This window comes from Streptomyces sp. PA03-6a (assembly GCF_033792765.1).
In the GTDB taxonomy this organism is placed as follows: domain Bacteria; phylum Actinomycetota; class Actinomycetes; order Streptomycetales; family Streptomycetaceae; genus Actinacidiphila.
In genome coordinates this window covers 1-23308 of the sequence record NZ_JARAVK010000060.1, presented here as the reverse complement: position 1 = coordinate 23308, position 23308 = coordinate 1, and the positions used below count along the sequence as shown (strand labels likewise).

Here is a 23308-nt window from a genome sequence, read left to right as displayed (position 1 = left end):
ACCGTTACCACCACGTGACACCCGACGAAAGACGACGCTCATGCACCCAAGCCCCTTCAGCGACAGCGAAGAACAAGCAGCCCTGCGGGCGACCGCCCGCGCGTTCCTCTCACGGCACGCCCCGGAACGCGACGTCCGCGTCTGGGACGAGGAGGGCTCCTATCCCGAACAGCTCTACCGCGAGATCGCGAAGCTCGGCTGGTACGACATGGCCGCGGACGCGGACGAGCCCGTAGAAGACGCCGCTAGCCTGCTCGTCGCCCTGTGCGAGGAGATGGGCCGTGCCAGTTCCGATCTCGTGGCCCTGCTGAACCTCAACTTCAGCGGGATCCGCGACCTGGTCCGCTGGGGCACCCCGGAGCAGCGGCAGACCTACGTCGCGCCGGTGCTCAGCGGCGACGGCCGGTTCTCGATCGCGGTGAGCGAGCCCGACGTCGGGTCGGACGCCGCGAGCGTCTCCACCAGGGCCGAGCGGGTCGACGGCGGCTGGGTGCTCAACGGCCAGAAGACCTACTGCGAGGGCGCGGGCCTCCCCGGCACCGTCATGGAGGTGCTCGTCAAGGTCGGCGACGGCGGACGCAAGCGCGACGACCTGGCCGTCTTCCTGGTGCCCGCCGACCACCCGTCGGTCGAGCTCCGCCGCTTGCCGGCCCTGGGCCGCAACATCAGCGGCATCTACGAGGTGTTCCTGCACGACGTCCACCTGCCCGACTCCGCACTGCTCGGCCGGCCGGGACAGGGCTGGCAGATCCTCAAGGAGCGACTCGTACTGGAACGGATCATGATCAGTTCCGGTTTCCTCGGCAGTGTCGGATCGGTGCTGGACATGACCGTCACCTACGCCAACGAGCGAGCGCAGTTCGGCCGCACCATCTCCTCCTACCAGGGCGTGACGCTCCCGCTGGCGGAGATGTTCGTCCGGCTGGACGCCGCCCGATGCGCCGTGCGGCGCTCGGCCGGCCTCTTCGACGCGGGCCTGACCTGCGAAGTGGAGAGCACCATGGCCAAGTTCCTGAGCGGGCAGATCTACGCCGAGGCGTCCGCGCTGGCCATGCAGATCCAGGGCGCGTACGGGTACGTCCGCGACCACACCCTGCCGATGCACCACTGCGACGGCATCATCGCCCGGGTGGTCGCCGGCCCGCCCGCCGTTCAGCTCAACGTCATCGCCCGCTCCATGGGTCTGCGAGCCGGCTGATGCGCGCCGATCTCCACGTGAGGGGGCCGCGATGACCGCCGCACCCGTACGCCGTGCGCTGGCCCGAGCGCGCGCCGGCAAGAGCATCGACCGCGACGAGGCCACCGCCCTGCTCGGAGCGCGTGGAGACGACCTCACCCGGCTGTGCGAGATCGCTGCCTCCGTCCGCTCGGCGGGCCTGGAGGACGCGGGCCGCCCCGGCGTCGTGACGTACAGCAAGAAGGTCTTCGTCCCGCTCACCCGGCTGTGCCGGGACCGGTGCCACTACTGCACCTTCGCCACCACCCCGGGCCGGCTCGACGAGCCCTACCTCACGCCGGACCAGGTGCTCGACATCGCCCGTGAGGGCGCCCGACTGGGCTGCAAGGAAGCCCTCTTCACCCTCGGCGACCGGCCGGAGGACCGCTGGAAGGCGGCGCGGTCCTGGCTGGAGGCCCGCGGCTACGAGGACACCCTGTCCTACGTCCGCGCGATGGCGATCCTCGTGCTCGAGGAGACCGGGCTGATCCCGCACCTCAACCCCGGCGTGATGAGCTGGGCGGAGCTGCAGAGGCTCAAGCCCGTGGCCGGATCCATGGGCCTGATGCTCGAGACCACCGCCCGCTCGCTGTGGGCCGAGCCGGGCGGGTGCCACCACGGCTCGCCCGACAAGGAACCTGCGGTGCGCCTGCGCGTCATCGAGGACGCCTCGCGGACCAGCATCCCCTTCACCACCGGCATCCTGGTCGGCATCGGGGAGGGTCCCGAGGACCGCGTCGACTCCCTCCTGGAGATCCGCCGGATCGCCCGGCAGTACGGCGCCGTCCAGGAGGTGATCGTCCAGAACTTCAGGGCCAAGCCCGGCACGGCGATGCGCGCCGCCCCGGACGCCGGTTTCGAGGAGTACCTCGCCGTGATCGCGGTGGCACGCATCCTGCTCGGCCCACGGATGCGGGTCCAGGCCCCTCCCAACCTCTCCCACCCCGAGGAACTGCGCCTCCTGCTGGCGGCCGGTGTCGACGACTGGGGCGGGGTCTCGCCCCTCACACCGGACCATGTGAACCCGGAGCGGCCCTGGCCGCAGCTGGCGCGGCTGGCGGAACTGACCGCCGAGGCCGGGTTCGACCTCCGCGAGCGGCTGGCGGTACAGCCGGAGTACCTGCGCGCGGGCGGCCCCTGGGCGGACGCCCGAGTACGACCGCACCTGCAGGCACTGGCGGACCCGGCCACCGGCCTCGCGGCCGATGTGACCCCGTCGGGCCTGCCCTGGCAGGAGGCGGCCGAAGCGGTGTCCTCCGGCCGCACCGACCTCCACGTCGCGATCGACCGGGAAGGCCGGCGGACGACCGCGCGCGGCGACTTCGACCAAGCCTTCGGCGACTGGCAGGTGCTGGCGGACGAGCTGAAGGACAGGTCGACGTCGCCCGGTTCCACCGCCCCCGACCGGCTGGACTCGGACGTCGCCGCGGCCCTGCGCGCCGCCGAACGCGACCCGGCGGGTCTCACCCGCGACCAGGCGCTCGCGCTGGCCTACGCCGACGGCCCCGAGCTCGACGTGCTGTGCCTGCTCGCCGACCAGGTCCGACGTACGGCGGTCGGTGACGTCGTCACCTACGTGGTCAACCGGAACGTCAACTTCAGCAACGTCTGCTACGTCGGCTGCCGGTTCTGCGCCTTCGCACAACGGGCCAGCGACGCGGACGCCTACCGCCTTTCGCTCGACGAGGTGGGGGAGCGCGTCGAGCAGGCGTGGACGGTGGGAGCCACGGAGATCTGCATGCAAGGGGGCATCGACCCCGGCCTGCCCAGCACCGTCCACCTCGACCTGGCCCGCGAGGTGAAGCGGCGCTGCCCGGAGATCCACCTTCACGCCTTCTCACCGATGGAGATCATCAGCGGCGCCTCCCGCATGGGGATCCCGGTCTCCGAATGGCTCAGCGAAGCACGGGCCGCGGGCCTCGACTCGGTCCCGGGCACAGCCGCCGAGATCCTCGACGACGAGGTCCGATGGGTGCTCACCAAGGGCAAACTCCCGGCGGGGGAGTGGATCCGGGTCATCCGGACCGCGCACGAACTCGGCATCAGGACCACCGCGACCATGATGTACGGCCATGTCGACGAGCCGCGCCACTGGGTCGACCACATGAGGACCTTGGTCCAGCTGCAGCAGGAGACCGGCGGATTCACCGAGTTCGTACCGCTGCCCTTCGTGCACCAGAACTCGCCCATCTACCTGGCGGGCATCGCCCGTCCGGGCCCGACGCGGCGCGACAACCGTGCCGTCCACGCACTGGCACGGCTCCTCATGCACGGCCACATCGACAACATCGCCTGCTCCTGGGTGAAGCTCGATCCGGAGAGTTGCGTCGACATGCTGCGCGGCGGAGCCAACGACCTCGGCGGCACGCTGATGGAGGAGACCATCAGCCGCATGGCCGGATCGACCAACGGGTCGATGCGGACGATCGCCGGCATCGAGGAACTGGCGGCCGCGGCGGGCCGGACCACACGGCAGCGCACCACCACCTACGACGACGTCACCGCCGAGCGCGCTCAGGCCGCGCTCGGGTTCGACACCGAGGTGCACCGCGCCCTGCCGCTGAGCGTCGGGTTCCTCCGATGAGGCGGTCGAACTGGGTGATCGTCATCCCCCAGAAGGACCTCCGACTGGCCAAGAGCCGCCTCGAACTGGGCCCGCGGGACCGGCGGAGCGTCGCCCGCGCCCTGCTCCGCGACACCGTGACGGCCGCACGGACGGCACCCGGGGTCGGCGAGGTCATCGTCGTACTCGACCGCCTCCAGGACTTCGACACCGTCGACGACCTCGACGTGCGCCCCGTCCTGACCGACGGCCCCGGCCTCAACGAGGCCCTCCGGCAGGGCGAGCGGACGGCCCGGGCGATCCACCCCCGGTGCGCCGTGGCCTCTCTCCCGGCGGACCTCCCTTTCCTCGAACCGGCGGTCCTCGGGCGTGCCCTCGCATACGCCCGGACCCGTGACAGGGCGTTCGTCGCCGACGCGGAGTGCCGCGGCACCACCCTGCTGACGGCCGGCCCGGGACAGGCCCTGCAACCGTCGTACGGCGCCGAATCACGGGCGGCCCACCGCGGCTCCGGCGCCCACGAACTGACCGAACCCGACCTGGCGTCATTGCGGTTCGACGTCGACCACCTCGCCCATCTGCTGCTCGTCGCACCACTCGTGAACCACTCCGACTCCCACCTTTCCGACGCGCTCGGCCGGCTCGACCCGGACACGTACGGGCGCACGCCGGCCGCACACACCATTCCTGGAGGACATCGATGGGTCTGCTGAGGGACCGCGCCGCCATCGTCACCGGAGGCGCCCAGGGCATCGGGCTCTCGACGGTCGAGACGTTCCTGCGCGAAGGCGCTCGGGTCGTCATCGCCGACCGCGACGCCGACGCCGCCCACAGTGCCGCAGAGCGCCTCGACGCAGGCGACCGGGTCGTGACGGTGGCGTGCGACGTCACCGCCGCGGCGGACATCCAGAGCGCCGTGGACCTGTGCGTCTCGACGTTCGGCGGACTCGATGTGATGGTCAACAATGCGGGCATCACCCGTGACGCGACCATGCGGACGATGACCGAGCAGCAGTTCGAGCAGGTCGTCGCCGTACACCTCAAGGGCTGCTGGAACGGCACCCGACTGGCTGCCGCCGTCATGCGCGAACAGCGCTCCGGCGCGATCGTGAACCTCTCCTCGATCTCCGGCAAGGTCGGCTTCGTCGGCCAGACCAACTACTCGGCGGCAAAGGCCGGAATCATCGGGCTCACCAAGGCCGCCGCCAAGGAGATGGCCCACCACGGCGTGCGGGTGAACGCCATCGCCCCGGGTCTGATCCGCTCGCCGATGACCGAGGCGATGCCGGCCCACATCTGGGACGCGAAACTCGCCGAGATCCCGATGCGACGCGCCGGCGAGGCCTCGGAGGTGGCCTCGGTGGCGCTCTTCCTCGCATCGGACCTCGCGTCGTACCTCACGGGGACGGTCATCGAGGTGACCGGCGGCCGTCACATGTGACCAGCCGCTGATCAAGTGATGTCGGGATTCACGGCCGCCCGAGCTTCGCCGGGGAGGGCAGGGACGACGACCGAGGTGCAGCAATTCACCGATGCAGAACGCCCCGCGATGGGGCAAGGTGGAACGGAGGGCCGAATGGCCGGGACGGCCCCTCCGCAGGAAGGGGCCTCGCGGCTCCGGGCCGGAATGTGCTTCGGAAGGACATCCGCTGTACCGATACTTATCACGCCAGTGGTTTGTTGTCGCGTGAGGAGCACCAGGTGGAAATCAGGAATACCGACACGGCGGTCGTGTTCATTGACCCACAGAACGACGTGCTGAGCGAGAACGGAGCGAACTGGGACGCGGTGGGGGCGAGTGTCACGGAGAACAGAACCGTCGAGAATATGGAGAGAATCTTCGAGGCGGCCAAGGCGGGCGGTTATGAGGTCTTCATCTCGCCCCATTACTTCTACCCGACCGACAACGGATGGCGAATGAACGGGCCGCTCGAGACGAGCGAGCTGGAGACCCACACGTTCGCACGGGCGGGACAGCTCGATCTGACCGGGTTCCGAAACTCCGGGGCAGACTGGCTGGACCGCTTCAAGCCCTATATCGAAGACGGCAGAACGGTGGTCGCCAGCCCGCACAAGGTATTCGGCCCGGAATCCAACGACTTGGTGCTGCAACTGCGCAAGCGGGGAATGCAAAGGATCGTTCTCGGCGGGATGCTGGCGAACATGTGCGTCGAGTCCCACATGCGCCACCTCATCGAGGAGGGATTTGAGGTGGCCGTGGTCAGGGATGCGACAGCCGGACCCCGGCACCCGGAATGGGGCGACGGCTATCAGGCGGCGATCATCAACTACCGCTTCTTCGCCCATGCGTTGCTGTCGACTGACGAAGTGCTCGATGGAATGCGCTGAGGAACTCGCAGCCGGGAAACAGTGCGCCGTCGACGGTCGCCGGTCCACTGCGCGGGGAGTGCAGTGCGGTAGCAATAGAGATTGCGGACCATAGGCGAGCGGATTCGGGTCGGTGCGAGAGGGGATTCCGTGGAGCTCCAACACATCGTGGAGCTGGCCGGTCGAGCCGTTGACGCCGCGGGCGTGGCCGTCATCGTCGTGGGAACGCTCTTGGCGACCGTTCTCGCGGCTGTCCGGCTCGGTCGCCGACAGGCGGGCGTGTACCGCGACTATCGCCGTCGCGTCGGGCGTTCGATCCTGCTGGGTCTGGAGTTCCTCGTAGCCGGCGACATCATCCGCACGGTCGCCGTCGCACCGACGTACGCAAGCGTCGGAGTGCTGGCCGTGATCGTGGGCATCCGGACCTTCCTCAGCTTTTCCCTCGAGCTCGAGATCACCGGGCGGTGGCCATGGCAAAAGCCGGCGGCCGGAGCCGAAGACTGACCCCGCGTGGGCGCCGGCGACCGGCGGAGCGACGCCATCCCTGGAGAGAGCTACCGCGCCGATTGATCGTGCTCGGCTCGGAACTGGTCGAGCAGGCTGAAGAACAGCTCGATCGCCGGTGTTCCGGTGGCCTCGGCCTCGCGCTCGATCTGCGTCGACCAGCCCAGCGAGCTTTCCTCGCCGTTGCGTTGGCAAAGCCACCGGCTGAAGGGGGGTTCCGCACCCGGTTCGCAGAAGGGGAAGTCCTCCTCGATGCCGTGGATGCCCATGGCCAGGCGATACCCGTACAGCGTCGAGTCGAGGTGCTGCAGGGAGCCCCCGCGGACGAACATGCCAGGGCGAAGGCGCACCTCGTCCAGAAAGTCGTAGACGTCCTGAAGTTCGTCGATGCGCCGTGGCGGGCGGTTGTTCTGCTCAGCCTGTGTCATACGGACTCCTTCAACTGCTCGCCGTCGTGGTTGCGGACGTGGGGGCCGTCCCTGCGCGTGCGTCCGAAAGCCGGATCGGGTAGCTCAGCACCCATGACCGGCGTCATGCCGCACGAACATCACTTCACGGGGGACAACCTCTACGCCTTGACTCGTGCGGCCGACCTGGCGGCCTGCTCGATCTTCGCGCAGTGGGCTGCACGGGCTTCCTCGTCGATCTGCTGCTCGTGTTCGGCGCGCAACCCGGTCCGGCCGTCGAGGCCCTCGCGCAGGATGTCGGCGTGCCCGGCGTGCCGGATGGACTCGCCGAGGACATGGACCATGATGGCGAACAGGTTCGTGTCGGCATAAGGCTCCGGCCACCACGGCACGTGGCCGGGGGCGTCGAGGGGAAGCTCGTTGATCGTCGCGTCCGAGTGTTCCCACGTGCGCCGGTAGAACCCGGTGATCTGATCGCGGGTCTTGTCCTCGGTCGCCCACAGATCGCTGCCGTCGGAGTCCTGCCACCGGGGCAGCGGTTCCGGGGAAGGGCGGTCGAAGACCTCGCCGAAGTACCTGGCCTCGACGGTGGCCACGTGTTTGACCAGGCCAAGGAGGTTGGTCCCGGTCGCTGTCAAAGGCCGGCGGGCGTCGTATTCGGACAAGCCGTCGAGTTTCCAGAGCAGCGCCTTGCGGTCCCGCCGCAGTCTCCCGTGCAGGTTGTCCTTCGCGAATTCATCGATCATGCGACATGAGCCTGCCATGGATTGCTCGTATCTTGGCGCTCGAGCCGCATCGAAGGGGGGACCGAACACCGCACGACGGCGTCGTCCTGAGCGCCATGCTCGGCGAGGAGGAGGCCGTCCGCGTCGGCGGCCTCCTTCCCCTCGCCACCCGCGAGCCGGGCCAGGATGACGAAGCGGAGCCCGACCGGCGCTGATGGCGCGGATCCTGGCGTGCGAGGAGTCTGCCGTGCCGCTTGTGCGGATCCGACACATCGATTCAGCAAATGCGAGGAATTCTCACTGCTGCCCTGTTTCGGCGCGGTGCGCGGTCCTGAAGCGGCGCTGATACGCGGCGGGGCTTATCGCCATTTTCCTCACGAAAACCCTTCGCATGCTCTCGTAACTCGGAAATCCGGCGAGGGATGCCACCTGGGTCGCGGTGTGCCCTTGGTCGAGCAGGGCCTTCGCCATGTCGAACCGGACCGTCTCCACGTACCGGGCCGGCGTGGTGGAAAGTTCGTCGCGAAAGAGCCGGGTGAGGTGCCGAGGACTCAAATTGAGGTGCTTGGCGAGCTCGCCGACCGAGTAATTGCCCGCGGGATCGGCCGTCACCAGGTCGGTGATCCTGCGGATGGCAGGGGAGCGGGGCGGTGGTCCTTGCAGCGGGGCCGAGAATTGGGACTGGCCTCCCGAACGCTGCAAATACACCACCAGGGAACGGGCGACGTCGCGGGTCAGATCAGGGCCGTAGTCCTCCTCGACGAGTGCCAGCGCGAGGTCGATGCCGGCGGTCACGCCCGCCGAGGTGTACGTGGTGCCGTCACGGACGTAGATCGCGTCGGGCTCGACGCGGCTGGCCCGGTGCCGGGCCGCGAGTTGGTCCGTGACCTTCCAGTGCGTCGTCGCACGCTTGCCGTCCAGGAGACCGGCGGCGCCGAGGACGAATGCCCCGGTGCAGATCGACGCGACTCGGTCGGCCTTGACGGCCAGTGTCTGCGCCGCTTCGAGCAGGTCACGGGCGACGGCGTTGCGCGGGTAGAGGTCCGAGCCGGCCACCAGGAACGTATGGGGGGCACGTTCCGTGGCGGCGCCGGAGACGGCGATCCTGACCCCGATGGACGAGGCGACGTCGTCCCCGGTCGGTGAGACCAGCACGACCTGGTAGTCGGCCCCGAACCGGTTCGCTTCCGCGAACACCTCCGCGGGGCCGGCGACGTCCAGCAACGTGACCCCGTCGTAGACGAGGATCACGACCTGATGCGCGGCAGGCTTCACAACCCCATTCTCCGCCCGTCCGGATTCGGGTGACTCGTGGCGGGACTGCGGTGGCGCCGGACGCCCGGTGGTCGGCAGTGTGGAAGTCGGAGGCACCGTTCCTTCATAACACACCGATATCAGAAAGCGCAGAGGTCATGACCGAGATCATCGCCGGCGTAGAGATTCCCGAAACAGCCGCGGTCGCCGAAGCCACCCGACTCATTCAGGAGACGACCAGCCCCCTCATCTACCATCACTCCCGGCGCGTTTTCGTCTTCGGCGCCATTCATGCCCGCAGGCTCGGACTTGACCCCGACCCGGAGCTGCTCTACCTGTCCTCCATGTTCCACGACACCGGCCTCATGACGCCCTTTTCCGACGTGGAGCAGCGCTTCGAGGTCGACGGAGCCGACCACGCGCGCAAGTTCATGCTGGAACGCGGTTTCCCGGCCACGGCCGCCGACGTGGTCTGGACGGCCATCGCGCTGCACACGACACCGGGAATTCCCGACCGGATGGGCCCGGAGATCGCCATCACAAATCTCGGCGTGCTGACCGACGTGCTCGGCCTGGGCCTGGACGAGTTGGACCGCGCCCAGGTGGAAGAGGTGATCGCCCTCCATCCGCGGGGCGACTTCAAGAACGAGTTCCTGCAGGCCTTCGTCGACGGACTCCAGCACCGCCCGGAGACCACGAACGGGACCGTGAACGCGGACGTTCTGGAGCACTTCATCCCCGGCTTCCGTCGTACGACCACGGTCGAGCGCATCATGGGCGCGCCCTGGTCGAGCTGAGCAGAGAGCCGTAGTAGACAACGTGATGAAACACGTGAATCGGTGTCGCGCCGGCGTCCGTCTCGGACGAGGCGCCGCCTTCACCGTTCTCGTCTCCGCGAACGTGGTGATGATGGCCACGGCGAGCGCACCCTCACCGATCTACCCCCTGTACCGGGCGCGTTGGGGATTGTCGGTCACGATGCTGACGGTGGTCTTCGCGGTGTACGTCGTGGGTCTGCTCGGTGCCCTGCTCACGGTCGGATCGCTGAGCGACCACGTGGGCCGCCGTCCGGTGCTGGCCGCCGCCCTCTTGGTGGCGGCGGTCAGCACGGCGATCTTCTGGACGGCCGATGGCGTCGTGTCCCTCCTGGTCGCGCGGGTGGTGCAGGGCATCGCCACCGGGGCGGCCACGGGTGGTCTCGCCGCCGGTCTGGTCGAGCTCTCGCCCACGGGACGTCCGCATCTGGGGCCGACGATGACGGCGGTGGGCACGAGTTTCGGCATGGCCGCCGGCGCGGCGACGGTGGGGTTGCTGATCCCGTTCACCTCGCGTCCCGACGCGTACGTCTTTCCCGTCCTCACCTGCACTTTCGTGGTGCTGGTCGCGGTCGTCCCCGCGATGCCCGAGACGCGCGCCCCGCGCGCCGGCGGACTGGCGTTGCTGCGCCCCAGGGTCCGGGTCCCCCGGGAAGCCCGGCCGGCGTTTCTCGCCTCCGTCCCCGCCCTCGTCGCAGGGTGGTCCGTCACGGGGTTGTTCCTCGCGCTCACCCCATCGCTGGTGGGCAACGTCCTGCACGTGCGGTCCGGCGCCGCGGGCGGAGTGAGCATCGCAGTGCTGTTCCTGGCCAACAGCGTGGGCGGCTTGTGGTCCGTGCGGCACACGGCTCGGCTCGCCACCCTGCTGGGAGCGGTGGCCCTGGCCCTGGGCGCGGCCGGACTGGCGGTCGCGATGGCTCTCGCGTCAGCGGTCGCCTTTGCGATCGGAGCGGTCGTCGCGGGGCTCGGGGTCGGCCTGACCTTCAACGGCACCCTCCGCGCGATCAGCGAGGTCACGAGCGCGAAGTCGCGGTCGGAGGTCTTCTCCGCCGTCTACGTGATCAGCTACGCGGCGCTCAGCCTCCCCGCCCTCGCGGCGGGGTTCGCGGCTCCCGTCTGGGGGCTGGAGACCACGGGCTACCTGTACGTCGGGTTCGTCGGGGTGCTCTCCATGGGTGCCGCCCTCCACGCCGGCCGGTCACGTGCTCACAGGCCTCTCGGGGGCCGGATACGCGCGCACCCGCGGACCGGGAGTCGGAGCCGACCTCATGGCGAAGGGATCGCTCACTGAGTGTTTGTTGATGGCAGAGGGAATTCATGACAAAGCACAGAACAATTTTCTGCGATGGTGTCGATATCTTGGTGTGGTCATGGATTCTCGTGCGCGCCGAACAGCGAATGGTCTTTCCGTGTCGGCGAAATTCTGATGTGTAAATTTCCTTAAGAGAGGACTTGTCATGCAAGCCGTCACCGCTCGGGACCGGAACGCCGGAGCCGATGGGCTCTCGCTCACGGACATGCCCCACCCGCACGCCGCCGAGAACGACGTCATCGTGCGGGTGCACGCCGCGGGCTTCACACCGGGGGAGCTCGAGTGGCCGGGAACCTGGTCCGACCGGGCCGGCCGTGACCGGACGCCGACCGTACCCGGGCACGAACTGTCGGGCGTCGTGGCCGAACTGGGCTACGGAACCACGGGCCTGACCGTGGGCCAGCGGGTGTTCGGTCTGGCCGACTGGACCAGGAACGGCTCACTGGCCGAGTACGTCGCGGTGGAGGCCCGCAATCTCGCTCCGCTCCCGGCGGACGTCGACCACACGGTGGCCGCCGCGCTGCCGATCTCCGGGCTGACCGCATGGCAGGGCCTCTTCGACCACGGACAGCTCACCACGGGCCGGACCGTCTTGATCCACGGTGCCACGGGCGGGGTCGGGTCGATCGCCGTGCAGCTGGCACGCGAGGCGGGCGCCCGGGTGATCGGCACCGGCCGGGCCGCGGGCAGGAGCACCGCGCTCGATCTGGGCGCGGACGCGTACGTGGACCTGGAGAACGACCGGCTCGAAGACGTCGGCAAGGTCGACCTGGTACTCGATGTGTTCGGCGGCGACATCCTCGAACGCTCGACGGCGCTGGTCCGCGCCGGCGGCACGCTCGTCACCATCGTGGAGCCACCAGCCGTCCAGCCCGACGACGGGCGGGCCGTCTTCTTCGTCGTCGAGGCCGACCGGGCACGTCTCGCGGACCTCGTCCAGCGGGTCCGGGACGGACGACTCAAGCCGATCGTCGGGGATGTGCTGCCCCTGTCCGAGGCACCCGCAGCCTTCACCCACAAGGGGCGCCGCACCCCCGGCAAGACGATCATCCGGGTCACGGAAGGCTGAGTGCGGGCGCACGCCCGCAAGGGCAGGCCGGGCGCGCCGTGTGGGGGAACAGCGCGCCCGGCCGGCCGTGACGCCGGGCGCCCCTGGGCGCCTGCTGCGCCCTACGAAGCGGACTAAGGAACGTCGGCGATGGTGTGTCCCCGGTCGTCCGAGTGGATGAAGGCGAGTGCCCGCCTGATGTGGGGGAGAAGGTCGCCCGGATACTCGTGCCCGAGTCCCGGCAGCACTTCCACCTCGCAGGGGACTCCCTGCGAGGTGAGGAAACCGGCGAGTGCGGACAGCTTCTCGTACCGCACGCCGCCATCGTCGTCCGCGCCCACGAAGAAAGAGCCGCGCAACGGAAGGCCGCTCCGGTGCCGCTTCTCGATGAACGGCAACCAGGACGCGGGATGGGCCGTACGCGGCCCGGCCATCCCCAGCAGGACGAAGCCACGGGCCGGGACGCTCCCTTCGAGCGCCGTGCGCAAGGCGGTCTCGGCGCCCATGGAGAAGCCCGCGACGACCAGGTGATCCGGGTCCAACCGGTGATCCGTCGTCAGCGCCGCGTACTGTTCGCGGACGTCCCGCAAGGCCACGGCCTCGTCGTCCCAGACAGCGCGATTCCGTGCGATCCACTGCGAGGACTGGAAGGCCACGAGCAGTCGGCCTGCGCCCACGACCCCTCGCCAGCCGCTCATCGATTCGTGGGCGTTCCCGCCGTTGCCATGCAGAGCGACGACCGCGCGGTACGGCTCCGCCCCGGTTTCGTGGCCCATGGCGAGGGAGCGTGTCGGGCCGCAGGCGGCCCGCAGGCGAGCCGTGCTTTCACGCGCCGCCTCCTCGAAGTCGGCCGTACCCTGCAAGAACTCCCAGGACGGCGACTGACGCAGTAGCACTTCGCCGTACCAGTGGCCCCGCGCCAGGGCTTCCCGCAAGAGCGCCACGGCAAGCTCGGCATCACCCATCCGTGCGGCCGCGCACGACCGCAGGTAGTAGACATCCGATTCGTTCTCGGTGAACTGCGGCCCCTCGTCGGTGACGAGGCGGTACGCGTCCGCGTACCGCTGCTCGTCCGACAACTCCCTTACGCGTTCCCGCAGCCTTGGGAATCCGAGTGACGTCATCACATCCCTCCGGGACAGGCCCTATCCCCACGTTGGCGAGGTGACGCATCAGCGCCCGCACGTAAGTGCAATCGTAAGGTCGATCGTCTGCCCCCGTACGGCCGTCGTGGGTCGTGCACATGACGCCACGACGTGGCCAAAAGCCGTGCGGAGCGGTGACGTTCAGCAGCAGCCGGTCATCGTCGGGCGATCGCGATGAGCGGTGGTGCCGTGGCCGCAGGCGCAGCCGGCGCCTTCGGCGGCCGGGACGCCCTCGGCGCTCTTGCCGAGGGTGTCGGCGTCGGCCTTGACCACGTAGACCTCCCACGGCTCCCTGCCGGGGCCGGTGACCCAGACCTTGTCCTGGAGGGCGTAACAGCAGGAGGTGTCGTTCTCCTCGAAGGTGGCCAGACCGGCGTCCTGGAGCCGCCCGGTGGCGGCGGCGACCTGCTCGGTGGAGGCGACCTCGACGCCGAGGTGGTCCAGGCGGGTGTCCTGACCGTCCTCGCCCTCGATCAGGACGAGCTTGAGCGGGGGCTCGACGATGGCGAAGTTCGCGTAGCCGGGGCGGAGTTTGGCGGGCTCGACGCCGAAGAGCCTGGAGTAGAACGCGATGGACGCCTCGAGGTCGGCGACGCGCAGGGCGAGCTGAACACGGGACATGACGGTCTCCCTCATCTGCTATCTGCCATCTGCTTCTGTATCGACAATCATCGATACAGCTCGACCAGCCCGAGGTTGCCAGCTGGATCGACATCCGTCAACATAGACACATGTCGAAATCAGAGCTGCGGATCCTCGGGCAGGACGACCAGGCCGTCGCGTGCTGCTCGCCGATGGTCCGCGAACCCCTCGGTGAGGCGGACGCGGTCGACCTCGCGCGCATGTTCAAGGCGCTGTCGGACCCCGTGCGACTGCGGCTGCTGTCGCTGATCGCCTCCTACGAGGGCGGCGAGGCCTGCGTGTGCGACCTGACCGGGCCGTTCGACGTGTCGCAGCCGACGATCTCGCACCACCTGAAGGTGCTCCGCGAAGCCGGGCTGGTCGGCTCCGAGCGGCGCGGCACCTGGGTCTACTACTGGGTGCTGCCGCCCGCGCTGGCGCGGCTCTCCGCGCTCCTTCAGGCGCCGGCCGAACCGGCTGCCGCCGGGGTCCTCGGATGACCGCTTCCCTCGGCCGGCGGGTCGCGGCCGAGTTCGTCGGCACGGCCGCCCTGGTCGCGGTCGTGGTGGGTTCGGGCATCCAGGCCACCCAGCTCTCCCGGGACGTCGGCGTTCAACTGCTCGCCAACTCCCTCGCGACGGTGTTCGGCCTGGGCGTGCTCATCGTCCTGCTCGGACCCGTCTCCGGCGCGCACTTCAACCCCGTCGTCACCGTCGCCGCCTGGTGGACGGGCCGCGCCACCGGAAGCGGGCCCTCTCCGCGTGAGGCCGCTGCCTACGTGTTCGTGCAGGTCGCCGGCGCCGTCGGTGGGGCCGTCCTGGCCGACGCGATGTTCGCCGAACCCCTGGTGGCCTGGTCCGCGCACGACCGGTCCGCCGGCCACCTGTGGCTGGGCGAGGTCGTCGCGACCGCGGGCCTGATCCTGCTCGTCCTCGGCCTTGGTCGTACCGGGCAGCAGCGCCTCGCCCCGGCAGCGGTCGCCTGCTACATCGGCGCCGCCTACTGGTTCACCTCGTCCACCAGCTTCGCCAACCCCGCCGTGACGATCGGCCGCGCCTTCTCCGACACCTTCGCCGGCATCGCCCCCGCCTCCGTGGGGCCCTTCGTCGCCGCCCAGCTCGTCGGCGCCGCCCTCGGCATGGCCTTGGTCGCCGTCCTCTTCGGACGCACAGCCCAAGCCGCGACGCCCGTCGCCGAGCCCGGACTCGCCGCCACCAGCCTCTGATCAAGGAACCTCGTGAGCACTCCCGCCGTCCCGTCCGTGCTGTTCGTCTGCGTCCACAACGCCGGCCGTTCCCAGATGGCCGCCGCCTTCCTCACCCACCTCGCCGGGGACCGGGTCGAGGTCCGCTCGGCCGGCTCCGCCCCCGCCGACGCGGTCAACCCCGCCGTGGTGGAGGCCATGGAGGAAGCCGGGATCGACATCTCCGCCGAGGTCCCCAAGGTCCTCACCACCGAAGCGGTGCGGTCCTCCGACGTGGTCATCACCATGGGCTGCGGGGACGCCTGCCCGTACTTCCCCGGCAAGCGCTACCTCGACTGGCAGCTGGACGACCCCGCAGGCCAGGGCGTCGACGCCGTCCGCCCGATCCGCGACGAGATCGAGCAGCGCATCATGGGGCTGCTCACCGAACTCGGCGTCGAGGCGCGGTCATGACCGCCGGATCACCTGACCTTCGCCGTCCGTAAGCTCGGCTGCAGGGCGCGAGGGGGGAGGGGGCTGTGGGTACCTACCGGCAGACCGTCGTGGACCTGGACGCCTCGGCGGAGGAGGCGGACGTGTGGGGCCTGCGGGGCAGGGGCTGGCTCGAGGCCGAAGGCTTCATCCGCCCGGTGCCGTGGCGGGACGGCGTGGCACACCTGGCCGGTCCACGCTGGCGGGAGACGGTCGACCTGGTCCCCTGGGACTGGCGTGCCCGGATCAGGGAGTTGGAGGAGGAGCCCGGAGGCGAGGTCCAGGTGGTCAGGGGCCGTACGGTCTTCGTCGCCGGCCCGGACGAAATCCCTTCGGCCGTCTGCCCCCGCTGCCAGTGCGCTACGTCCGCCTGGCCCGTCGAGACCGTCGAGACCGTCGACACCTCGTACACCACGGGCGCCGCCGACCTCGACTGCCCGGCGTGCGCCCACCCCACACCGCTCCCCGACTGGGAGTGGACCGGCGACCACTTCGCCTTCGCCTACCTGGGCTTCCAGTTCGACGACTGGCCGCCCCTCCACCCTCGCTTCACTGCCGCCCTCGGACGGGTGTTGGGTCACCGCATCCGCGTGCTCACGGGAAAGATCTGAGCCGGACGCACCGACGCGGGGCGACGTCGCCGGGCCCCGCCTGCGGCAACGAACGCGGGCCTTGAGGAGCCGCTTCGCTCGCCCGATGTGCGGCACCGGCGAGCTGCCCGCGAAGTACCGTCGGCGTCCTCGGTGCCGCCGCCGGCTCCGCCGCCGCCGCGCCGGCCGCCGGCGAGGGCAACTGGAGCCTGTGCAGGGACCCCGGCTTCGTGAACTGCACCAACGGCCCGAGCCGGGGCTACAAGGACGTACCCCGCCTGGCCAAGATCACCACCATCGGCATCGACCTCAACGACAACATCCAGTCGCTACGGACGGGCACGCAGGCCATGGAGACCTGGAACGACTACAACTTCCAGGGCACCTACGGCTACTGGGCCCCCAACTCGCAGTGGAGCAACCTGAGCTACCCGTACAGCGACGCCATCAGCTCGATCTCCCACCCCGGAATCTGACCTGAAGCGATGCCGACCGACCCCATGAAGCGCGAACGTCCCACCGTGCGACCGTCCGGCTCGCCGTCACGAAAGGGCGACTCGGACGGCCAGGGGCCGCCGCCCCGTAGGCACGACCTGCCGCCGGCGGCCGGCACCCCGGCAAGGGGATCGCACGGACCGGCCGCGAGGACGCTCCTCGCCGCCGGCCTGGCAGTCCTCGCGCTCGCCGGGTGCGGCTCCCCGCACACGGGAAAGCAGCCCGACGCTTCCGCGCCCACCCAGGGGTCGGCCCGGCAGATGCTGGACATCCTGAGAACCGTGCTGCCCGAGGGCACCCTCTCGGAGCAGTACGGTTAGGAACCGGACGGCAAGACCGGCCGGCCGCCCTCCGCCCAGGTGGTCTTCACCAGGGGCGGACGGGCGGCACGGCTCACGGTCACCGTGAACCGGTACCCGCTTCCGGTGCCCGAGCAGTTCTCGACGTGCCCCGACTCGGCCTACCACCCGTACAGCCACTGCACGCAGGCCCGGCTGTCCGACGGAGCCCTGCTCACGCAGGACCGGTCCCCGGTGGACGAGAAGCGACCGTCGGGGGCGGACGTGCTGACCACGCTGCTCACCCACAAGGACGGCGCCAAGGTGTTCGTCTCACAGGCCCCTGGTGCCACCGGGGGCCCGACGGCCGGGGAGTCCCCGCTTCCCCTGACGGCGAAGGATCTCGCGGCCATCGCCGGTTCCCCCGCCCGGAAGCCCGTCCTGTCCGCCGCGCCCGTCCCGCGGACCGCTCCCCCCGGAACGTCGCTCGTCCCCAGGATGACCGGCCGTCAGATCACGGACACCATCGCCGACCTGCTGCCCCCGGCACTGCGCACCGCACAGCAGGACGGGTCGCTCGGCTTCGGCCACCTCACAGTCGACGACGGCCGGGGCGAGAGTCTCATCGCCGTCAACGTCCAGTAGTGGAAGCCCGGGAGCCCCGCCCTCGGCGAGCTGTTCCACTCCGCCCGCACGCTCGCGGACGGCACGCGCGTCGGCATCCACACGGCTCCGTCGTCACACGGTGGAGCAGGCGCCGTCGAATGGACCGTCGACACGCTGCGCACCGACGGCCTGCGCGTGGTGATCACCGCGGTCAAGGCGCCCGCTTACCAACTGCCTGCGTCCCGGGCCGAACCCGTCCTGACCACGCGGCAACTCCAGCGCATCGCCCTCGCCTCCGTCTGGCGGCGGGCCGCAACGGGCTGAGGCCGTGGCGACGGGTGGGCCGTGTGACCATCAACGCCGGCCGTCCGTCGGGGATCTGGGCCTGGCGCGTCGGTGCCGCCCGCTCCCGGGCGGCGGGTCGGCCTCCCGGCCATCGCGGCCTACTTCGTGGCCCGCGGGGTCTTCTCTGTAGCGTTCACCTTTCATCCATTGCAATGCCTCAAGAGTGAGGCATTGCGTTGCGTCCACAACCATTGCAATGAATTCTCCGCAATGACCTGCAAGAACAGATTAGTTGCGCAACAAGTCTGTTGCCACATCAGCAAACGCAACGTAGCGTTTCTTTTGTCAGAAACACCGGGACGCATCGGCGCCCGATGGAGACGAAGGAGAGCACGATGCAGAAGTTCGACACCCCCGCCCCGATCCTGGCCGTCCTCGACGTCCCGGCCGGACGCATCCGGTTCATCGCCGCCGACCGGGCCGACGCCACCGTCGAGGTCCTGCCCGCGGACGCCGCGAAGAGCCGTGACGTGAAGGCGGCGGAGCAGGCCGAGGTGGCCTACCGCGACGGCGTGCTGCGGATCGAGCTCCCGGCGGCGAAGAACCGGGTCCTCGGCGCATCCGGGTCCATCGACGTGACGGTCCAACTGCCCACGGGCTCGCGCATCGAGGCGAAGGCGGCCGCCGCCGAACTCCGCGGCGTGGGACGGCTCGGCGACGTCGCCTTCGAGGGCCAGCAGGCCACGGTCAAGCTCGACGAGGCCGAGAGCGCCCGCATCTCCGTCCTCGCCGGCGACATCGCCGTCGGACGCCTGGGCGGCCCCGCCGAGATCAGCACCCAGAAGGGCGACCTCCTCATCACCGAAGCCGTACGCGGCACCGTCACACTGCGGACCGAGCACGGCCAGATCTCGGTGGGCGCCGCCCGCGGAGCCTCCGCCTCCCTGGACGCCGGCACCGCCTACGGCCGGATCCACAACACCCTCAAGAACACCGACGGTGCCGCCGCCGACCTGGACATCCACGCGACCACCTCCTACGGCGACATCACCGCCCGCAGCCTGTAGTCGCTTCCCACCAGGACGCGAAGCAACCGCCATGGCAACGCGGGCCGTCTCCCGCAACGTGACGCACCCAGGGCGGCGTACACCGACACCCGTCGGAGTACGCCGCCCTGTTCACGGGAAACCCGGCCGAGCGACGCCGTGACAAGCAGCGGGGACGAACGCTGCCACCCGCGCGACGACCGCGGCCCCATGTACATCGAGTCCCATGAACTCCATCAAGGCCCAGGTTTCCGGAGTCATGCCCGATGATCTGGGCCTTCGCCGTGCGCTGGGGCTGGTGAGCAGGGGACGGTTCGCACCGCCGACACCTGCCTTGTAAGTTCGGGCCAGGCCTCAGTCAGCCTGCCAGGAGACCCCGCGACAGGCGGCCCCTGTCCAACTTCGGCTGCCGCGTTCCGCGGCTGTCCCTCGTCGTTGATGTCATCTGGTGATGTCAGCCGCGACCGGGCCGGCGCTCCCGGCAGCGTGGTGGGGAAGGGCCCGACTAGTGTGGCGCACCGCTGCCCCGAGCATCCCCGTCAGTCCCTCGTAGGCTCCGAGGGCCGCCATGGCCTCGGCGCCCATGAACACCAGCGGGATGGCCGCCAGGTAAGCCTCCCGGCGTCCCTGCATTTTCCATTGTTCGCGCTGGGCTTGATGCTGAGATGCGCCTGCCAACCATGCCGAATTCTTTGCCCTTAGAGCTCCTAAGGCGGCGCCAACGGTAGTACCAGGGTCGCCAATTGAAGGGCGCGTGGTGGTTCCGGGGACGATGCGAGGTGGCGCATCCTTGGGCTAGCGGAGTCGTGTGGCGGGGGGTCGGTGTGGGCAGTGGCATGCGCGCGCGGGTGGGCTTCTTCGTCAGCGGGTCTGGAGCGGCGGCGACGTGCGCTTTGGGTCTGGTGACGAACTACGTTACGAACGTCGTGCCTAACTGGGCCTCGAGCCCATGGGTGGTGTGGTCGGTCTTCGGTGCACTGGCGGTTGCCGCGCTGGTGTTGGGGCTCGTTAGCCGCCGTTTGGACGCTACCGATTCCGTGGGGGTCAGCGGACCGGTGAGGTTAGTGCCGCTGGGGCGGGTCCTGGGGGGCGGCATGACCTCCCTGCGCGCACCCCACGGCTCTGCCCCCGTCCGCGGCCGGGACATCGAACTCGACGTGTTGAGGCGGCTGCTGCCCCGGCCGCAAGGGAAGTACGTGGTGGTGTGCGGGGTGGGTGGAATCGGAAAGACCACCCTGGCCACGGCGCTGGCTGACGTCGCCCGCACAGAAGGGCGGAACGTGTTCTGGATCCGCTGGCGCAACCCCGAGGAGCTGGCCGAGCAGATGACCCGCACCGCTCTGGCATGCGGCCTTCCTGAAGCCCGGCTCGAGGAGGCCCGCGCGGGTCGGGCCGGACTGCCAGATGTGGTGTGGGAGCAGCTGGAGCAGACTGGTCGGTGGCTCCTGATCCTCGACAACGTCGATAACCCGCAGGCCGTCGGTCCCGACGGGGAGGACGTGGCGTCTTACCGGGGGTGGATACGGCCGGGCAGGAGGGGCTTGCTGCTGGTCACTAGCCGCAATACCGACCCCGCAGTGTGGGGCACGCGTGCCGTCCTCCGCCGCGTCGCCCCGCTGGGACCCGCAGCCGGCGGCCAAGTCCTCTGCGACGCGGCGCCTCATGCAGGAACCGCCGCAGAAGCGCGGGCACTCGCGGTCCGGCTCGGCGGCCTGCCGCTCGCGCTCCACGCCGTCGGCCGATATCTGGCCGCACCCGGTAGCCGCCACCGCGCCTTCACTGCGTACACCACCGCCATCGACACGCAGCTGGGTACATTGCTCGGGGCCACACAACCCCAGGCGAGCGATCCGACCGTCGCACGGACCCTGATACGCCGCACATGGGAGCTGTCACTGGACCAACTCGCTGCCGACGGCACCCCGCTGGCACGGCCAGTACTGCGGCTCCTGTCCCTCATGGCGCCAGCCCCCATCCCCGTCTCCCTCCTTACCCAGGAACTGGTCACTGAGGCCACCGAGCAGCAGACTGGCGAGATCGAAGTGGAGGCTGCGCTCAACGGCCTGCACACCTACGGACTCATCGACACACCCACGCGCCAAGACGGACAACCCGTTCTCGGACATGTCATCCTGCACCCCCTCGTACGCGAGATCACCGCCCACACCCACACCACTGAAACCACTGACTTCAACCGCTACCACCAGGCCCTCACCAACCGGCTGACCCAAGCAGCCCAAGAAGTGATCAGTGCTAGGGCCGCTGGCTGGGACACGGTCCGCCTCCTCGCCCCTCACATCCTCAGCGCCGCAACGCACACCGCCAATCAACACAACAGTCAACTTGCCGACGCTGTTGACCAGATGAGTCAGATCCTCACAAAATTGGGCGACTACGGCAGCGCGCTACAACTGAATCAGGCGGCGTACTCGATCACGGCCCGCTGCCTCGGCCCTGAACACCCCGAAACTTTGCGCAGCCGCAACAACCTTGCCGACGCGCTCAACCACTTCGGCCGGCACCAGGAAGCGGCTGACCTCCACCGCCAGGTTCTCACCACCCGCGAGCGCGTCCTCGGCTCCGACCACCCCGACACCCGGCACAGTCGCAACAACCTCGCAGTAGCACTGCGTGCTACGGAGCGCGCTGGCACAGTTACGGCTCCTGGGAGGGGGCGTTGGTTCTCCGGCGCGAGGCGTAGTTGAGGCCTACGAAGAAGCCGCCACCCTCGATCGCTCCTGATGTGGCCGTGACGATTCGACGGCAACCCTTGGCGGCAGCCCAGGTCACTCACACGTCTCCTCTGCGGTGAACGACCGCTGACCACGGTGGACTGCACAAAGTGGCACGGCTGCGGCACGTTCCGAGTGATAGAGCGCTTAGAAGGCGCTTGGATGATCCTTGCGCATCCCTGGCGTGCCCTGCGTCAAGGCCCTGTCCCACATTGGGCGTTGCCGAACTTCAACACGGATTCGACAGAGAGCCGTGAGCACTCCGGCTCCACTGTGGGACATGGCCACCGCCTTCGAGGAACATGGCGGCGTGCAGGGAAGACACTGTCAGCGGAGCGCAGGCCACGAGAGCCCGACGGCCTTCGAGGAGTGGGCCAGGGCAGCGGGAGTTGATCAGCTCTCTGCTCCCAATTCTCCCGCACGGCCGGCACCCTGGGTGAGGTGGCGCAGGGCGCGCATCACCGTGTCCGCCTCCTCGCCGTGCAATTCCCGGCTGGGTCCCCCGAGAGCGGCACCCCGGGCGGCGATGTCGCGCAGGGCCCGCAGCGCGGCGTCCGCCTCGTCCACCTGCAAATGTCGGCTGGGCCCCGCCGCCCGGAGATCGCTTCCCACGGCAACGGAGATCGCTTCCCGGGCCGGGAGGAACGCGGTCGGGGCCGAGTACGCGGCCAGGTCGTTCACGAGGGCCAGGCGCAACTCGCTGGGTTCTATCTCGTAGCCGGACAGGACCACTTCGGTGTACTCGACACGGCCCCGGGCGACCCAGTAAGGGTTGCTGCTGTTCCGCCAGAGTTCGAACGTCACGGGTTTCCCGTCTGCGGTGATGGTGATGGGTTCGGAGACCGGCAGGCTGGCCGGAAGTCCCTCACCGGGGTGGCAGTAGTCCTCCAAAGCGTCCTCCAGGGCCTCGCTGGCCTTTGCACTGCCGGAGGAGGCGCTGAAAACCATGACGTGCTCGACCTGGGGGTCATAGGACGCAGAGCCGAACCACAGGGACACATGAATATCTCCGGTGACTCGGCTGTCGCCGCCACCCATGAACTGCCGTGACTCTGGCCAGTCGGCATCAACAGCGACGACCCTGAACCCACCTGCCGAAACAGGGGTGCCTTGATCGTTCATGGGATCTCCTTGTGCTCGTCCGTGATCAGGCATCGTGCCATGCACGAGACCGGGGTCAACGGGTTGGGGCTGCTCGGTGCACTTCCACTCTCGCGGACCGGTCTCACCAGGCTCTGACGGCGGAGCGCACGGGGCGCCCCCTTGGGATAGCGCCGGCGCCCCTGACACCCGCTTTATGGAGCGAGGTGGGGCGGCCCTTGTCCTGATCTGGGGTTCCATGTCCTGGGTGGAGTCCGGCAGCGCGCACCCTGGCGCACTTCTATTCCTCGTGGGACCCCGCTCGTTCTGGCACGGATGTGGCACGCGAGACCTTGGGTTGGTGTGTCTCTTACCTGCTGCCATGGTCTGCAGGTGTGCCGTGCGCGTATCGGTCAGAAGGGAGGTTCGAGATCACCGCGGCCATCGCTGTGCGGCCAACGGTCCTCGGGCTCCTCCGGAAGAGTGAAGCTTCCCCTCGATGTTGGACACCTGGAGACTGGGACGTGAGGTTCCAGAGGAAGTAGTGGCCAGGTGGGAAGTAAGAGCAACCGCAGCAGGCGGT

At 69.3% G+C, this 23308-nt stretch carries 25 protein-coding genes and 1 pseudogene; 20 read left to right on the top strand and 6 right to left on the bottom strand.

Features of this window, described 5'->3' with window-relative positions; genetic code table 11:
• The first annotated feature begins 40 nt into the window (after positions 1-40).
• The 6 genes and pseudogenes from PV350_RS16810 (at position 41) to PV350_RS16785 (ending at position 6611) form a co-directional block, all read left to right on the top strand.
• Positions 41-1198 (top strand): acyl-CoA dehydrogenase family protein, encoded by a 1158-nt coding sequence (locus PV350_RS16810; protein WP_500334580.1) that lies wholly within the window; start codon positions 41-43, stop codon positions 1196-1198.
• A pseudogene (locus tag PV350_RS16805) lies at positions 1197-3800 on the top strand (bifunctional FO biosynthesis protein CofGH); the annotation flags it as partial. The gene PV350_RS16810 and the pseudogene PV350_RS16805, both read left to right, overlap by 2 nt.
• Positions 3797-4492, top strand: coding sequence for a 2-phospho-L-lactate guanylyltransferase (gene cofC, locus PV350_RS16800; protein WP_499509900.1), 696 nt, complete (start codon positions 3797-3799; stop codon positions 4490-4492). The pseudogene PV350_RS16805 and the gene cofC, both read left to right, overlap by 4 nt.
• The gene (fabG, locus tag PV350_RS16795) at positions 4480-5220 is read left to right on the top strand and encodes a 3-oxoacyl-ACP reductase FabG (protein ID WP_500334578.1); all 741 of its coding nucleotides are present in this window, start codon (positions 4480-4482) and stop codon (positions 5218-5220) included. The genes cofC and fabG overlap by 13 nt, the downstream gene beginning before the upstream one ends.
• 260 nt (positions 5221-5480) lie before the next feature.
• On the top strand, positions 5481-6128 hold the full coding sequence (locus PV350_RS16790; protein WP_499509898.1) for a cysteine hydrolase family protein: 648 nt from the start codon (positions 5481-5483) through the stop codon (positions 6126-6128).
• 129 nt (positions 6129-6257) lie between these two features.
• Positions 6258-6611 carry a DUF1622 domain-containing protein gene (locus PV350_RS16785; RefSeq protein WP_499509897.1) on the top strand — a complete coding sequence of 118 codons (354 nt, stop codon included), beginning with the start codon at positions 6258-6260 and terminating at the stop codon, positions 6609-6611.
• Positions 6612-6661: 50 nt separating this feature from the next.
• On the opposite strand, the gene PV350_RS16780 is transcribed toward PV350_RS16785, so the two are convergent.
• Both PV350_RS16780 and PV350_RS16775 read right to left on the bottom strand, forming a co-directional pair.
• Entirely contained in the window at positions 6662-7039 is a 378-nt protein-coding gene (locus PV350_RS16780) for a hypothetical protein (protein WP_500334577.1), read from the bottom strand.
• A 140-nt stretch (positions 7040-7179) separates the two neighbouring features.
• A complete protein-coding gene (locus PV350_RS16775) occupies positions 7180-7764 on the bottom strand; it encodes a DinB family protein (protein WP_500334576.1) in 585 nt (194 codons plus the stop codon).
• Between the two features lie 32 nt (positions 7765-7796).
• Between PV350_RS16775 and PV350_RS16770 the strand changes: the two genes are divergently transcribed.
• Complete coding sequence (locus PV350_RS16770; protein WP_499509894.1) at positions 7797-7958, top strand: hypothetical protein; 162 nt, start codon at positions 7797-7799, stop codon at positions 7956-7958.
• A gap of 82 nt (positions 7959-8040) precedes the next feature.
• Here PV350_RS16770 and PV350_RS16765 read toward each other — a convergent pair whose 3' ends face one another.
• Entirely contained in the window at positions 8041-9018 is a 978-nt protein-coding gene (locus PV350_RS16765) for a GlxA family transcriptional regulator (RefSeq protein WP_499509893.1), read from the bottom strand.
• 137 nt (positions 9019-9155) lie between these two features.
• Here PV350_RS16765 and PV350_RS16760 point away from each other — a divergent pair, with 137 nt between their 5' ends.
• The 3 genes from PV350_RS16760 to PV350_RS16750 all read left to right on the top strand — a co-directional run bounded on the left by PV350_RS16760 (position 9156) and on the right by PV350_RS16750 (position 12193).
• On the top strand, positions 9156-9794 hold the full coding sequence (locus PV350_RS16760) for an HD domain-containing protein (protein ID WP_499509892.1): 639 nt from the start codon (positions 9156-9158) through the stop codon (positions 9792-9794).
• Between the two features lie 25 nt (positions 9795-9819).
• Positions 9820-11103, top strand: a complete 1284-nt coding sequence (locus PV350_RS16755) for an MFS transporter (protein ID WP_500334575.1) — start codon at positions 9820-9822, stop codon at positions 11101-11103.
• A gap of 166 nt (positions 11104-11269) precedes the next feature.
• Positions 11270-12193 (top strand): NADP-dependent oxidoreductase, encoded by a 924-nt coding sequence (locus tag PV350_RS16750; RefSeq protein ID WP_499509890.1) that lies wholly within the window; start codon positions 11270-11272, stop codon positions 12191-12193.
• A gap of 113 nt (positions 12194-12306) precedes the next feature.
• Here PV350_RS16750 and PV350_RS16745 read toward each other — a convergent pair whose 3' ends face one another.
• Both PV350_RS16745 and PV350_RS16740 read right to left on the bottom strand, forming a co-directional pair.
• The gene (locus PV350_RS16745; protein ID WP_500334574.1) at positions 12307-13251 is read right to left on the bottom strand and encodes an alpha/beta hydrolase; all 945 of its coding nucleotides are present in this window, start codon (positions 13249-13251) and stop codon (positions 12307-12309) included.
• A 207-nt stretch (positions 13252-13458) separates the two neighbouring features.
• Positions 13459-13938, bottom strand: a complete 480-nt coding sequence (locus PV350_RS16740) for an ArsI/CadI family heavy metal resistance metalloenzyme (protein WP_500334573.1) — start codon at positions 13936-13938, stop codon at positions 13459-13461.
• A 110-nt stretch (positions 13939-14048) separates the two neighbouring features.
• Here PV350_RS16740 and PV350_RS16735 point away from each other — a divergent pair, with 110 nt between their 5' ends.
• The 10 genes from PV350_RS16735 to PV350_RS16690 all read left to right on the top strand — a co-directional run bounded on the left by PV350_RS16735 (position 14049) and on the right by PV350_RS16690 (position 21618).
• Positions 14049-14438, top strand: a complete 390-nt coding sequence (locus PV350_RS16735; RefSeq protein ID WP_499509887.1) for an ArsR/SmtB family transcription factor — start codon at positions 14049-14051, stop codon at positions 14436-14438.
• On the top strand, positions 14435-15163 hold the full coding sequence (locus PV350_RS16730) for an aquaporin (protein ID WP_500334570.1): 729 nt from the start codon (positions 14435-14437) through the stop codon (positions 15161-15163). The genes PV350_RS16735 and PV350_RS16730 overlap by 4 nt, the downstream gene beginning before the upstream one ends.
• A 12-nt stretch (positions 15164-15175) precedes the next feature.
• Positions 15176-15595, top strand: coding sequence for an arsenate reductase ArsC (locus PV350_RS16725; protein ID WP_499509885.1), 420 nt, complete (start codon positions 15176-15178; stop codon positions 15593-15595).
• Positions 15596-15660: 65 nt separating this feature from the next.
• The gene (locus tag PV350_RS16720; RefSeq protein ID WP_500334569.1) at positions 15661-16224 is read left to right on the top strand and encodes a hypothetical protein; all 564 of its coding nucleotides are present in this window, start codon (positions 15661-15663) and stop codon (positions 16222-16224) included.
• A gap of 209 nt (positions 16225-16433) precedes the next feature.
• A complete protein-coding gene (locus tag PV350_RS16715) occupies positions 16434-16679 on the top strand; it encodes a hypothetical protein (RefSeq protein ID WP_499509883.1) in 246 nt (81 codons plus the stop codon).
• 9 nt (positions 16680-16688) lie between these two features.
• Entirely contained in the window at positions 16689-17018 is a 330-nt protein-coding gene (locus PV350_RS16710; RefSeq protein ID WP_500334567.1) for a hypothetical protein, read from the top strand.
• A gap of 105 nt (positions 17019-17123) precedes the next feature.
• Complete coding sequence (locus PV350_RS16705; RefSeq protein WP_500334565.1) at positions 17124-17621, top strand: hypothetical protein; 498 nt, start codon at positions 17124-17126, stop codon at positions 17619-17621.
• A 156-nt stretch (positions 17622-17777) separates the two neighbouring features.
• The gene (locus PV350_RS16700) at positions 17778-17906 is read left to right on the top strand and encodes a hypothetical protein (RefSeq protein WP_500334563.1); all 129 of its coding nucleotides are present in this window, start codon (positions 17778-17780) and stop codon (positions 17904-17906) included.
• A gap of 356 nt (positions 17907-18262) precedes the next feature.
• Positions 18263-18934 (top strand): DUF4097 family beta strand repeat-containing protein, encoded by a 672-nt coding sequence (locus tag PV350_RS16695; protein WP_500334561.1) that lies wholly within the window; start codon positions 18263-18265, stop codon positions 18932-18934.
• A gap of 1073 nt (positions 18935-20007) precedes the next feature.
• On the top strand, positions 20008-21618 hold the full coding sequence (locus PV350_RS16690; protein WP_500334559.1) for a tetratricopeptide repeat protein: 1611 nt from the start codon (positions 20008-20010) through the stop codon (positions 21616-21618).
• Positions 21619-22038: 420 nt separating this feature from the next.
• Here PV350_RS16690 and PV350_RS16685 read toward each other — a convergent pair whose 3' ends face one another.
• Positions 22039-22767 carry a hypothetical protein gene (locus PV350_RS16685; RefSeq protein WP_499509878.1) on the bottom strand — a complete coding sequence of 243 codons (729 nt, stop codon included), beginning with the start codon at positions 22765-22767 and terminating at the stop codon, positions 22039-22041.
• Positions 22768-23308 lie beyond the last annotated feature (541 nt).